The organism is Janthinobacterium sp. BJB301, from assembly GCF_002735685.1.
Taxonomy (GTDB): domain Bacteria; phylum Pseudomonadota; class Gammaproteobacteria; order Burkholderiales; family Burkholderiaceae_D; genus Janthinobacterium; species Janthinobacterium lividum.
In genome coordinates, this window is sequence record NZ_PDZJ01000007.1 from 44,483 (window position 1) to 58,706 (window position 14,224).

A 14,224-nucleotide genomic window follows, 5' to 3' on the forward strand; every position below is an offset into this window, starting at 1 on the left:
TATTTTCTCCCTCACAGCGCATGCGCCGCCTTCCGCTGGCGCTGGCTGCCCTGGCCCTGAGCGTGGCGGCAGGCGCAGCACAAGCCCAGTCCGCGGCACCGGCCGACAGCACCATGGTCAAACTGATCCGCGGCCTGATCCAGAGCGGCGCCCTGAACAAGGATGCCGGCGAAGCGCTGCTGGCGCAGGCGCAGAGCGAAGCGCTGGCCGCCGCGCAAGCCCGCCCGGCCGCCGCACCGGCGGCCCTGGCGCAGGTACAGGCGGGCGACGTGCGCGTGCCGTATATTTCGCAAACCGTGCGCGAGCAGATCCGCGACGAGATCAAGGGGCAAGTGCTGGCCGAAGCGAAGGCGGGCGGCTGGGCGGCGCCGAACGAAACGCCGGCCTGGACCAAGCGCATCCGCCTGGAAGGCGATGTACGTGCGCGCTACGAATCGCGTTATTACGACATGGCCAACAGCAATATCGAGATCGACTGGCGCTCGCTCAACAGCGGCAGCGGCTACGACGTCAATTCGAATACCAACCTGGCCCTGCCGGCGTTGTTGAACACGCGCGAAGACCGCAAGCACTTGTTGCGCGCCCGCGCCCGCCTGGGCATCCTGGCCGACATTTCCGACAGCACGCAAGCGGGCATCCGCCTGGCCAGCGGCAATGACGACAGCCCCGTGTCCACCACGCAAACCCTCGGTGGCGGCCTGGGCAAGAAAAACATCTGGCTGGACCAGGCCTGGCTGTCTTACCAGCCCGCTTCCTGGCTGAAACTGACGGCGGGCCGTTTCGACAATCCGTTCGTCTCCGGCGATGAACTGTTTTCCAGCGAACTCAATTTCGACGGCATCGCCGCCAAAGTGCAGCAACCCCTCGGCGACAGCAAGGACGTCACCGTGTTCGGTACCCTGGGCCTGATTCCGCTCGAGTATTCGTCCGACAATGCGCCTAGCCGCAGCCAGGCAAAAATGTCCAGCGAGAACAAGTGGCTGCTGGGCGCGCAAGTGGGCGCGTCGTGGAAGATCAATAGCGACCATCAGTTGCGCGGCGCGCTGGCTTACTACAACTTCCGCAACATCAGCGGCGAGTATTCGCAGCCATGCGCCCTGTACGCTGGCGCCGATGGCTGCAGCACGGACTGGTCGCGTCCATCGAGCATGCAAAAAGGCAATAGCTTGATGCTGCTGCGCAATATCGCTTTGAACCCGCTGGACCCGGCGAATACGCCGCAGCCGCAATTCGTGGGCCTGGCCTCGAAATTCCGCCTGGCCAACCTGAATGCGCGCTGGGATAGCAAGGTTGCCGGCGGCACGGACTTGCGCATCGAAGGCGATTATGTGCGCAACATGGCTTACGACAAGAACGCCATGTGGGCGCGCGCCAAGGGCGGCATCATGAACAACTTCGGCGGCACGGGCGGCGTCTCGCAAGCCGATTTCAGAAGCGGCGGCAATGCCTACATGCTGCAGGCGACCTTGGGCAAGGCCAGCCCGGCGGCGCGCGGCGACTGGAACGTGTTGCTCGGCTACAAGCGCATCGAACCGGATGCCTTGCCTGACGCCTACAACGATTCCACCTTCCACCTGGGCGGCACGAATGCGCGCGGCTACTACCTGGGCGGCGCGTATGCGCTCGACAAGAATACCTGGCTGAACGGCCGCTGGACGTCGAGCCGCGAAGTGTTCGGTTCGGCACTGTCGATCGACACCCTGCAAATCGAATTGAACGCGCGTTTTTAAGGAGCCATGATGTTGATATCCAACAAAATGCGCCTGCCTTTACTGCTGCTGAGTTTGCTGGCCGCCAGCACGGCCCAGGCGCAGAAGGGGCAGAGCATGGAAGAGCGCTTGCGGGCCGAGTTGCGCAATGTCACGGGGCAATTGCAGCAGACGCGCGGCGAGCTGGAATTGCTCAAAGCCAAGGGCGTGCCTGCCGCCAAGGCGGCGCCGGCTGCCGCCGCGCCCGCCAGCGATGGCTTGAAAAAGGAGCTGGCACGCAGCCAGTCGCAACTGGCTCAGGAGCGCGCGCAGCGGGAAAGACTGGGCGAGCAGCAACAGCGCAGCGCCGCCGCCGCGCAAGAGGCAAGCGCCAGCCTGGCGCAGTACCGCCAGGCCAGCGAACAACTGGCCGCCACGGGCAAGCAGATCGAAGCGGAGCGTGCGCGCCTCGACGGCGAAGTGGCGGCACAGCGGGGCGCCCTGGCACGCTGCGAAAGCAAGAATGCCCAGCTGTATGCGGCCGGACAGGAAATCCTGCAAGCGTATGAGGGTCTCAATGTGCTGGACGTCATGAAGGCGCGCCAGCCGTTCGCCGCGCAAAGCAGAGTGAAACTCGAACAGATTGCCCAGCAGTACGGTGATCAGCTGTACCAGGGGCGCTTTGATGCGCGTCAAACCGAAGCGGCAGCAACGCCGGCCGCGCCCGCGCCGGCTCCCCAGTAATTTTACTTTTTGAAATGAATGGAATGACGATGGAAAACACGAATAGCTTGCTGACCACCCTGAATGCGGAACAAACGGCCGAGGCCATCAAGGCGGCCGGCTGCGCCGTCACCAGCATCGAACACGACGGTGTCGTGCGCCTGCACAGCGCCAGTCATGGCATCGGCTTTCAGGTGCTGTGGGGCAATGAAGCATCGCCTGGCCAGTATGCGGACCTGACCCTGAGCTGTCCGCTGCGCGTGCAGGGCGGCGACTTGCCGGCCGGCTTGCTGGCCGAATGGCACCGCAGCAAGCGTTTTGCCCGCGTGGCCCAGCATGGCGATTTCGTCGTGCTGGAAATGGATGTGCTGGTCGCCGGTGGCGTCAGCCGCGAGTACCTGAATATCAATCTGCAACTGTGGACGCAGATGATGGGCCAGTTCTTCTTGTTTTTGCGCAACTTTACGCCGGCCGATACGAGCACCGCTCCGCTCGTCGAGGCCGCCAACGTGGCAGAAGAAGAAACTGTGCCGGCCTGATAAGCGGGCCAACGGCAGCAAAAAAGGCCCGTGACGGGCCTTTTTTGCCATCTGTGGGTCTCAAGTGTCGTATTAAATACTTATTTTTTAGGCATCGCGCATTAAAACTGCTCAAAGAGCGTGTGTGAATCAAGCCAGCAACGGCTGTATGGCGGATAATATTGCCTGTTGCCGATTTGGATACGACCTTTACACAAAAATGCGCCCCATGGATTTTACCCGCGACGAAACCAGTGAAACCCCAGTTGCCCCGGCCAGTGCGCCGGGAGCGCCTTTGCCGTATGCCGTCGCCACCTGGCTGCAGCGGGTGGAGGCTGCCGCCCATCCGAAGGCCGTACTGACCATTGCCGAGCCTGATCCCAAACTCAACCAGCACCGGCTGATCTACGTGCTGGCGCCCACCAGCGGTGGCCGCCACGTGGCCCTGTGCCTGTACAAGGCGCGGCTGCGGCCGAATGGCGACGTGGCGGCGGCTTCTCCCATCAGCGAAATCTTTTCCCTGCTGTCGGCGCCGCCCACGTTCCTGACGCCAGCCGACGAAGACCTCGTGCGTTTCTTCGTGGCCATGCGCAGCGGGCAGAATTCGCAGACGGGCAGCGCCACGGAGCCGAAGGGCAAGGTGGGCGCGGCCCTGCTGAAAATGCTGGCCGAGCAGGATAAATTGTTGTGGGCCAATTCCTGGGCCGACGTCGGTAATGGCCTCGTGTATCCGCTGAAGGAAGGTCCCGTGCGTCCCGCGCGCCTGTTCTGGCGCGACGAAGGCAAGACCATGCGCCTGGGCTGGCAAGTGGACCCGCCGGAAGGCGCGAAACACCACGGCGCGGACCAGATCGACTACATGCTGCCCACCGATCCGCCGTGGTACATCGACAACCTGTCGTGCGGCGTGCTGGAATTGAACCAGGGCGGCTCCGACATTTCCCTGGCCGACTTGCAGGCGCTGGTGGCGCAGGCGCCGCCATTGAACGCGAACGACAAGGTGCGCGTGTCGCAATTGCTGCTGGCGCAGGGCTTGCAGCATTTGATGCCGCTGCCGCAGCCGTTGCCGCAGCGCTTGCGCAAGGACGTGCCGGCGCAGCCGGTCTTGCTGCTGGACAGCGCCATGCTGGCCGATGGCAGCGCGCAGCGCTGGAGTGACTTCGCCGTGCTGTCCTACGACTACGATGGCGAGCGCGTCGCGTTCGACCCGTCGCAGCGCGTGGTGCGGCAAGTGGGCGACGTGACGGAAATTATCCAGAGAAATACGGTCGATGAAGCGCGCGCGCTGGCGACGTTGGCCGAGCTGCAGTTCAAGAAGCCGGGCTCCGCCCCCTTGAGCGGCTTGAAGGGTGCCTTGCAACTGCCTTCCCAGGCGGAATGGCTGCGTTTTGCCGAGTCCGGCATCGACGCCTTGCGCAAACAGGGCTGGATCGTGGAAAAGACGGCCAAGTACCGCTACGACGTGAGCGACGTGGGCGACTGGTATGCGGAGATCGACGACCAGGACCCGGACAGCGGCAACGCCTGGTTCGAGCTGGAACTGGGCATCGTCGTCAACCACGAGCGCGTGCCGCTGCTGCCCGTGCTGGTGCAGCTGATCCGCAACGCGCCCAACGATTTCAACCCGAAAGTCATCGAAGCGCATGCCGACGATGACCAGATGCTGGCGACCTTGCAGGACGGCACGCGCGTGGCCCTGCCGTGGGGCCGTGTGCGCCCGATCCTGAACACGCTGGGCGAACTGTATTTCAGCGACAAGATCAAGCATGCCGTGCGCATGTCGACCCTGGACGCGGCGCGCCTGGAAGAGCTGGCGCGCGGCCTGGACATGGAATGGACGGGCGGCGAACAGCTGCGCGCCATGGGCCGCAAGCTGAGCCAGTTCGGTTCCGTGCAAAAAGTGGCGGCCCCAGCCGGCTTGCAGGCGACCCTGCGCGATTACCAGGCCGATGGTCTGGCGTGGATGCAATTCCTGCGCGACCATGACCTGGCGGGGATTCTGGCCGATGACATGGGCTTAGGTAAAACTGTGCAGACCCTGGCGCATATCCTGGTGGAAAAGGAAGCTGGCCGTTTGACGCATCCGGCCCTGGTGATTGCACCGACGAGTCTGATGGGCAACTGGCAGGACGAGGCAGCAAAATTTGCGCCCAGCCTGAAAGTACTGCTGCTGCAAGGCAAGGACCGCGCCCAGCAATTTGACCAGATCGACCAATGCGACCTGGTGCTGACCACCTACGCCCTGTTGCCGCGCGACGAGGAAACCCTGCGCGAGCACGATTTCCACCTGGTCATCCTCGACGAATCGCACTACATCAAGAATACGCGCAGCAAGGCGGCGCAAAGCGCGGGCCTGTTGCGCGCGCGCCACCGCCTGTGCCTGTCCGGCACGCCGCTGGAAAATCACCTGGGCGAGCTGTGGTCGCAATTCCACTTCCTGCTGCCGGGCTTGCTGGGCGACGAGAAGACCTTCAATACGCAATTCCGCCATCCGATCGAGCGCCAGGACGACCCGCTGCGCCGCATGCTCCTGAACCGCCGCATCAAGCCTTTCCTGCTGCGCCGCACGAAGGACAATGTGGCCAAAGAGCTCCCGCCGAAGACGGAAATGGTGCGCAAGGTGGAATTGACTGGGCCGCAACGCGACCTGTATGAAACCGTGCGTCTGGCGATGGATCAAAAGGTGCGCGAAGAAATCGACAAGAAGGGCGTGGCGCGCAGCCAGATCGTCATCCTCGAAGCGCTGCTGAAACTGCGCCAGGTCTGCTGCGATCCCCGCCTGGTGAAATCCTTGCCGGCGAAGAAGCAGTCGGCCGGCTCGGCCAAGCTGCTCGACCTGATGCAGATGGTGGAAGACTTGCTCGACGAAGGGCGCAAGATCCTCGTCTTCTCGCAATTTACCAGCATGCTGGAATTGATCGAGGAAGAACTGGAATCGCGCGACATTCCCTACGCCTTGCTGACAGGCGAAACGAAGGACCGGGGCGCGCAAGTGGCGGCTTTCCAGCAGGGCGCCGTGCCGATCTTCCTGATCAGCCTGAAAGCGGGCGGCGTCGGCCTGAACCTGACGGCGGCCGACACGGTCATCCACTACGATCCGTGGTGGAACCCGGCGGCGGAAAACCAGGCCACGGACCGCGCCTGGCGCATCGGCCAGGACAAGCCCGTGTTCGTGTATAAATTGATCGCGAAGGGCACGCTGGAAGAAAAAATCCAGCTGCTGCAGCAAAAGAAATCGGAACTGGCGCAATCGATCCTGGCCGAAGGCGAATCGCAGAAGATGGCCCTCACGCAGGAAGACTTGCAGCAGATTTTTGCCCCGCTGGAAGATTAACGCTGCCGCACGCTTATACTTGGCGATTCTTTCTTGCCAGGTATAACGCATGCTGCCCTTCCTGCCCTTTCTTGTATTGCTGCTGGCCGGCGCCATCCTCATGGCGCTGCGCTTCGTCCAGTTGCGCCGCGCCCTGCTGCGCGCGCGGGCAGGCGAAGCGCAGTTCCGCCTGTTGGCCGAGCACGGGCGCGACGCGGCCTTCCTGCTCGACGCCACGACCCTGGAATTGCTCTACATCAGCCCGGCCGCGCAACGCCTGACGGGCCACGACTTGCCTGCCTTGCGCGCGCACGCGGCGCAGCTGGCGGCGAACGTGCCGGCCCGGCTGCAGCGCTGGCGCGACGGCGATGCCAGCCGTTTGACCCTGTTGCGCGAAGTGGAATTGCCGCACGCCGACGGCCACCAGCTGGCCCTGGAAATCCATTCCACCATCGTGCCTGCGGCGGCAGGGCGGGGCGTGACCTTGGCGGGTACCTTGCGCGACGTCAGCGCCGTCCAGGCGCAGGAAGCCGAGCGGGAAAAGGAGCAGAAGCGCTTCGCTTCGATGCTGTCGCACGAATTCCGCACGCCGCTGGCCACGATTGATGGCGCCATCCAGCGCCTCGTCTCGACGTCCACCGAGGCGGACGAGGCCACGCGCAAGCGCTACGTGAAAATCCAGACGGCCGTCGACCGTTTGTTGTCCATGATTGACGATTATTTGTCACCCGAACGCATGGCGGCCATCGGCCGCGAGCGGGCCGCCGACGGCATCGCGCCGCTGGCCCTGCTGCAGCAGGCGGCCGCCACCGTGCCGGCCAGCCACCGCGTGCAGCTGGAACTGGACGAGGACTTGCCGGCCAGGTTGCGCTGCGACGTGCCCGGCATGGCGCTGTGCCTGAAAATCCTGCTCGACAACGCCGTCAAGTTCAGCCCGCCTGGCAGCGTCATCACCGTGTCGGCCAAGCTGGTGCCCGAGGGCGGCGTGGCCCTGTGCGTGCGCGATGCGGGGCCTGGCTTGCGGGAAGACGAACTGGCGCAGTTGTTCGAAAAAGGAAGCCGTGGAACCTATGCCACGCATCCCGGTGCGGGGCTGGGCCTGTACATGGCGCGCGCCGTGGTGGACGTGCATGGCGGGAGTTTGCAGGGGCATAATCTGCCCGAAGGCGGGGCACTTTTCCGCATTTGGCTGCCGCTTCCTGTCTAGACAAGGAAAAGCCTTGCTTCCGCTGAAGGCAACCGTGATAATTCCTTGACGTAAACCTATTGTGCCGTCCATCATGGTGTAGAAGTGAATGGCATGGTTTGCCCACGGTAGCTCACTAACGGAAGAATGGCGTTGCAATGACGAAAATACTGATCGTCGAAGACAATCTGGACTACGCCGAAGACATGGCGGAGTTTCTCGTTGAGCTCGAACACGAAGTTCATATCACCAGCTCCGCTGGCGGGATGTGGACGGCGTTGAGCCATGGTAATGTTGGCGTGGTCGTACTGGACCTGGGCTTGCCCGATGAGGATGGCTTCAACGTCATTCCCCGCATGCGCCAGCTGTATCCGCAAATTGGCGTGCTGGTCCTGACGGGGCGTGTCGCTTTCGACAGCCGCATCCTGGGCTTGCGCCTGGGCGCCGACCACTATCTGACCAAGCCGATCAAATTCCCCGAACTGGCCGCCCACATCGAAGCGCTCGACCGCCGTGTCGGCCCGCAAGATCCCGTGCCCGAGCCGGGCAAGTGGACCTTGAAGGTAAGCGCGCGCCAACTTGAGCTGATGGGTTCAGTCATCGCCCTGACGGAAAAAGAATTCAACTTCCTGCACTTGCTCACCATCAATACCCGCCCCGTGCCGCGCGACGTCATCGTGGCCGGCATGGGCGGCGAAGATCCCGATGCGGGCCGCCGGGTCGACATGCTCGTGTATCGCCTGCGCAAGAAAGCCAAGACGGGCCTGGGCCAGGACTTGCCGCTGCGCAGCGCGTATGGCGAAGGTTACAGCTTGTCGGCCAGTTTCAATTTGTCCTGACCAGCAGAGGCGGTCCGGATGAAATGGCGTGTTCTGCTTGGGCTATTGCTGATCGTTGGCTTGTCCTGTGCGGTCCTGTTGCTGCGTCAGGAATGGAAAATCGACAGCTGTCTCGACAATGGTGGCCGCTGGAACTATTCACTTGCCGTTTGCGACGGCGCATGAGTATTCTGCTCTGAAATTAAGGGACAGAGTCAGCCGCTTTTTTCTGCATCTCAAATAAAACAGGGTCAGAGTCGCGTCCGGCACGCATACTGTGTAAAATCAAGGTCTTAGCCTTCTTTTTACCGATTCTGCCATGGCCCGCTTGCCCCGCCTCATCATTCCAGCACTGCCCCATTACGTGATCCAGCGCGGCAGCAACCGCCAGCCCGTGTTCCAGGATGCGGCCGACTACGCGCAATTTTTGTCCTGGCTGAAAACGGGCGCAAAAATGTTCAAGGTGGCCATCCATGCCTACGTTTTATTGCCTGATCAGCTACATTTGCTGGCCACGCCCAGCGATGCGACGGGTCTGGGGCAGCTGATGCAGTGGCTGGGACGCTATTACGTGCCGTATTTCAACCAGAAATACGGCCGGGAGGGGGCACTGTGGCAGGGACGCTACAAAACTTCCGTCATCGATCCCGACAATTTCTTCCTCACTTGCTGCCGCTACCTCGAATGCGTACCCGTGCAAACGGGTTTGGCGGGCCAGGCGCTGGACTATAGCTGGTCCAGCTATGCCCACCATGCGGGCGTGCGTCCCGATCCCGTGATCACCGACCATGCGCTGTACTGGGCGCTGGGCAATACGCCGTTCGACCGCGAAGCGGCCTATCTGCGCCTGTTCGAGCAAGGCCTGGGCCGCAGCCAGGTCAAGGTGGTGGAAGAGGCTGTATTGAAGGGCTGGCCGCTGGGTTCCGACGCTTTCAAGCAGGCGCTGGAGCACAAAATGCAGCGGCAAGTGCTGCCGGCCAAGCGGGGCCGTCCCCGCAAAATCGTGGCCGAAGTGGACGCCAATTGAAAAGCATTCGCATTTAAAACAAAAAATGGTTTCTTTCTGACGTTTTATTGAAATTGCTTTGACTATGTCCCTATTAAATTTTTGGAACGACTGAATCGAATTTAATTCGACTCCGACCCTAATTTTTCTGGTTGAGTTTTTTGTTGCGTTGCACTACTCTAGTTTTTCGATAGTCATATGCAGCGGAGAAGCCCATGAAAGCGCAAGGCCTGTACGACCCAGCCAATGAACACGATGCCTGCGGCGTCGGTTTCGTCGCCCATATCAAGGGCAACAAGACCCATTCGATCGTCGAACAGGGTTTGCTGATTCTGAAAAACCTCGATCACCGGGGCGCCGTGGGCGCCGATGCGCTGATGGGCGATGGTGCCGGCATCCTGATCCAGATTCCCGACCAGTACTACCGCGAAGAAATGGCCAAGCAGGGCGTGGAATTGCCGCCGCCTGGCGAATACGGCGTGGGTATGGTCTTCTTGCCGAAGGAACATGCGTCGCGCATCGCGTGCGAACAGGAAATCGAACGCGCCGTGCGCATCGAGGGACAAGTCGTGCTGGGCTGGCGCAACGTGCCCATCGATACGGACATGCCGATGTCGCCCACCGTGCGCGCCAAGGAACCGGTCATCCGCCAGATTTTCATCGGCCGCGGCCCGGACATCATGGTCACCGACGCGCTCGAGCGCAAACTGTATGTGATCCGCAAATCGTCGGGCCACGCCATCCAGGCATTGAAACTGCTGCACGGCAAGGAATTCTTCGTGCCGTCGATGTCGGCGCGCACCATTGTCTATAAGGGCTTGCTGCTGGCCGACCAGGTGGGCGTGTATTACAAGGACTTGCAGGATGCGCGCTGCATCTCGGCCCTGGCCCTCGTGCACCAGCGTTTCTCGACGAATACTTTCCCCGAATGGCCGCTGGCCCACCCGTACCGTTTGATCGCGCATAACGGCGAGATCAACACGGTGAAAGGCAACTTCAACTGGATGCGCGCGCGCGAAGGCGTGATGAAGTCGGCCGTGCTGGGCGACGACCTGCAAAAACTGTTCCCCCTGATCTATGAAGGCCAGTCCGACACGGCGTGCTTCGATAATGCGCTGGAACTGCTGTTGATGGCCGGCTACCCGATCGCCCAGGCGATGATGATGATGATTCCGGAAGCGTGGGAAAACCACACGACGATGGACGACAACCGCCGCGCCTTCTATGAATACCACGCGGCCATGATGGAGCCGTGGGACGGCCCCGCCGCCATGGCGTTCACGGATGGCCGCCACATCGGCGGTACCTTGGACCGCAACGGTTTGCGTCCTGCACGCTACATCGTCACGGACGACGATCTGGTGGTGATGGCGTCGGAATCGGGCGTGCTGCCGATTCCCGAGTCGAAGATCATCCAGAAATGGCGCTTGCAGCCTGGCAAAATGTTCCTGATCGACCTGGAAGCGGGCCGCATCATCGACGACCAGGAACTGAAAAACACCTACGCCAACGCCAAGCCATATAAAGCGTGGATCAACTCGGTGCGCATCAAGCTCGACGAGATCAAGCTGGCCGAAGGACAAGCGAAACAGGACCGCGCCCAGGGCGAAAAAGAGCAGCCATCGTTGCTCGACCGCCAGCAGGCGTTCGGCTACACGCAGGAAGACTTGAAATTCCTCATGGCGCCTATGGCCGTGGCCGGCGAAGAGGCGACGGGCTCGATGGGCAATGACTCGCCGCTGGCCGTCATGTCGAACAAGCTCAAACCGCTGTATAACTACTTCAAGCAACTGTTCGCGCAAGTGACGAATCCGCCGATCGATCCGATCCGCGAAGCGATGGTGATGTCGCTCGTGTCCTTCATCGGCCCGAAACCGAACTTGCTCGATACGAACAACGTCAACCCGCCGATGCGCCTGGAAGTGGCGCAGCCCGTGCTGGGCTTTGACGACATGGCCCGTTTGCGCAACATCAGCGCCCACACGGGCGGCAAGTTCAAGTCGTACGAGCTGGACATCTGCTACCCGCTGGCCTGGGGCAAGGAAGGCGTGGAAGCGTGCCTGGCCTCGCTGTGCGCGGAAGCCGTCGACGCCGTCAAGTCGGGCCACAACATCCTGATCGTCTCGGACCGCGCCATTTGCGCCGACCAGGTGGCGATCCCCGCGCTGCTGGCCACCTCCACCGTGCATCAGCACCTGGTGAGCAAGGGCTTGCGCGCCTCCACCGGCCTCGTCGTGGAAACGGGCTCGGCCCGCGAAACGCACCACTTCGCTTTGCTGGCCGGCTACGGCGCGGAAGCCGTCCACCCATATCTGGCCATGGAAACCCTGGTCGAGATGGCGCATGGCTTGCCAGGCGACTTGTCGGGCGACAAAGCCATCTACAACTACACCAAGGCGGTGGGCAAAGGCTTGATGAAGGTCATGTCGAAGATGGGCATTTCGACGTACATGTCGTACTGCGGCGCGCAAATCTTCGAAGCCATCGGCTTGAATAAATCGCTGGTCGACAAATACTTCAAGGGCACGGCCTCGAACGTGGAAGGCATCGGCGTGTTTGAAGTGGCGGAAGAAGCGCTGCGCCTGCACGCGCTGGCCTTCGGCAACGATCCCGTGCTGGCCGACAAGCTCGACGCGGGTGGCGAATATGCCTTCCGCGTGCGCGGCGAAGACCACATGTGGACGCCGGACGCGATTGCCAAGCTGCAGCATTCCACGCGCAGCAACAATTTCTCCAGCTATAAAGAGTACGCGCAAATCATCAACGACCAGAGCCGTCGCCACCTGACCCTGCGCGGCCTGTTCGAGTTCAAGCTCGACCCGACCAAGGCCATCCCGCTCGACGAAGTGGAACCGGCCAAGGAAATCGTCAAGCGCTTCGCCACGGGCGCCATGTCGCTCGGTTCCATCAGCACGGAAGCGCACGCGACGCTGGCCGTGGCCATGAACCGCATCGGCGGCAAGTCGAACACGGGCGAAGGCGGCGAAGATCCGAACCGCTACACGCAGGAATTGAAGGGCATCCCGATTCGCCAGGGCGACACCATGGCTTCCGTCGTGGGCGCCGAGCAGATCGTCGTCGACATTCCGCTGCAGGAAGGCGATTCCATGCGTTCGCGCATCAAGCAGGTGGCGTCGGGACGTTTCGGCGTCACGGCCGCCTACCTGAATTCGGCCGACCAGATCCAGATCAAGATGGCGCAGGGCGCCAAACCGGGCGAAGGCGGTCAGTTGCCAGGCCATAAGGTGTCGGAATACATCGCCAGCCTGCGCTTTTCCGTGCCGGGCGTGGGCTTGATTTCGCCGCCGCCGCACCACGACATCTATTCGATCGAAGATCTGGCGCAGCTGATCCATGACTTGAAGAATGCCAACCCGCGTGCCTCGATTTCCGTGAAGCTGGTGTCGGAAGTGGGCATCGGCACGGTGGCTGCCGGCGTGACCAAGGCCAAGGCCGACCACGTGGTCGTCGCCGGCCACGACGGCGGCACGGGCGCCTCGCCTTTGTCGTCCGTGAAACATGCGGGCACGCCGTGGGAGCTGGGTCTGGCAGAAACGCAACAAACGCTGGTACTGAACGGCTTGCGCAGCCGCATCCGCGTGCAAGCCGACGGCCAGATGAAGACGGGCCGCGACGTGGTCATCGCCGCCCTGCTGGGCGCCGACGAGATCGGCTTCGCCACGGCGCCGCTGGTGGTCGAAGGCTGCATCATGATGCGCAAATGCCACTTGAATACCTGCCCGGTAGGCGTTGCCACGCAAGATCCCGTGCTGCGCGCCAAGTTCTCGGGCAAGCCCGAGTATGTCGTCAATTACTTCTTCTTCGTCGCCGAGGAAGCCCGTCAACTGATGGCGCAGCTGGGCATCCGCACGTATGACGAACTGATCGGCCGCGTCGACTTGCTGGACAAGTCGAAGGCGATTTCGCACTGGAAAGCGCAGGGCCTGGACTTCTCGGCCATCTTCCACAAGCCGGAAACGCCGGATGGCCAAGCCTGTCGCCACGTGGAATTCCAGGACCATGCGCTGGAAAAAGCGCTCGACCACAAGCTGATCGCGCAAGCGCGCGCGGCGCTGGAGAAGGGCGAGCGCGTCTCCTTCATCTCGCCCGTGCGCAACCTGAACCGCACGGTGGGTACCATGCTGTCCGGTGAAGTGGCGAAGAAATACGGCCATGCCGGCTTGCCGGACGACACCATCCACATCCAGCTGCAAGGCACGGCGGGCCAGTCGGCCTGCGCCTTCCTGGCGCACGGCATCACGATCGACCTAGTGGGCGAGGGCAACGATTACGTGGGCAAGGGCCTGTCGGGCGGGCGCATCATCGTGCGGCCGAATACGGAATTCCGTGGCTGGGCCGTGGACAACATTATCATCGGCAACACGGTGCTGTACGGCGCCATCGCCGGCGAAGCCTTCTTCAATGGCGTGGCGGGCGAACGCTTTGCCGTGCGCAACTCGGGCGCCACCACGGTGGTCGAGGGCCTGGGCGACCACGGCTGCGAATACATGACGGGCGGCACGGTGGTGGTGCTGGGCAACACGGGACGCAACTTCGCGGCCGGCATGTCGGGCGGCATCGCCTATGTGTATGACCCGGCCGGCGACTTTGCCAGCAAGTGCAACACGGCCATGGTCAGCCTGGACAAGGTCGTGTCCGCAGCGGAACAGCATCTCGACCGCGATGCCTGGCATACGCAGCACCGCGACGGCGTGCCGGAAGCCGACGAGGTCATCCTCAAGCGCCTGATCGAGCGTCACTTCAAGCACACGGGCAGCACCCGCGCCCGTGTCCTGCTGGACGACTGGGCCGCGGCGCGCGGCAAGTTCGTGAAAGTCTTCCCGAACGAATACAAGCGCGCGCTGATTGAAATGGCTGCCGATGCCGCCATGGAAGTCCAAGCCGTCGCCGCCTGAGCCAGCCAAGATCAATCGCATAGAGCAATGACAGGGAGCGGCCAAGCCGCTCCCAG

At 62.4% G+C, this 14,224-nt stretch carries 8 protein-coding genes; all 8 read left to right on the top strand.

All coding sequences use genetic code 11. From position 1 onward, the window contains the following. Window positions 1-20: 20 nt before the first annotated feature. The 8 genes from CSQ91_RS26890 (at window position 21) to CSQ91_RS26925 (ending at window position 14,168) form a co-directional block, all read left to right on the top strand. Window positions 21-1,730, top strand: coding sequence for a putative porin (locus CSQ91_RS26890; protein WP_225317134.1), 1,710 nt, complete (start codon window positions 21-23; stop codon window positions 1,728-1,730). A 9-nt stretch (window positions 1,731-1,739) separates the two neighbouring features. After that, window positions 1,740-2,432, top strand: coding sequence for a hypothetical protein (locus CSQ91_RS26895; RefSeq protein WP_257217492.1), 693 nt, complete (start codon window positions 1,740-1,742; stop codon window positions 2,430-2,432). Window positions 2,433-2,461: 29 nt separating this feature from the next. After that, window positions 2,462-2,950 carry a YbjN domain-containing protein gene (locus CSQ91_RS26900; RefSeq protein ID WP_230523257.1) on the top strand — a complete coding sequence of 163 codons (489 nt, stop codon included), beginning with the start codon at window positions 2,462-2,464 and terminating at the stop codon, window positions 2,948-2,950. 208 nt (window positions 2,951-3,158) lie between these two features. After that, window positions 3,159-6,263 (top strand): DEAD/DEAH box helicase, encoded by a 3,105-nt coding sequence (locus tag CSQ91_RS26905; protein ID WP_034780958.1) that lies wholly within the window; start codon window positions 3,159-3,161, stop codon window positions 6,261-6,263. 49 nt (window positions 6,264-6,312) lie between these two features. Beyond that, on the top strand, window positions 6,313-7,449 hold the full coding sequence (locus tag CSQ91_RS26910) for a PAS domain-containing sensor histidine kinase (protein ID WP_099390112.1): 1,137 nt from the start codon (window positions 6,313-6,315) through the stop codon (window positions 7,447-7,449). 137 nt (window positions 7,450-7,586) lie between these two features. After that, the gene (locus CSQ91_RS26915) at window positions 7,587-8,267 is read left to right on the top strand and encodes a response regulator transcription factor (protein ID WP_034780956.1); all 681 of its coding nucleotides are present in this window, start codon (window positions 7,587-7,589) and stop codon (window positions 8,265-8,267) included. A 298-nt stretch (window positions 8,268-8,565) separates the two neighbouring features. Next, the gene (locus CSQ91_RS26920; protein ID WP_099390113.1) at window positions 8,566-9,273 is read left to right on the top strand and encodes a transposase; all 708 of its coding nucleotides are present in this window, start codon (window positions 8,566-8,568) and stop codon (window positions 9,271-9,273) included. A gap of 194 nt (window positions 9,274-9,467) precedes the next feature. Then, entirely contained in the window at window positions 9,468-14,168 is a 4,701-nt protein-coding gene (locus CSQ91_RS26925; protein ID WP_099390114.1) for a glutamate synthase-related protein, read from the top strand. Window positions 14,169-14,224 lie beyond the last annotated feature (56 nt).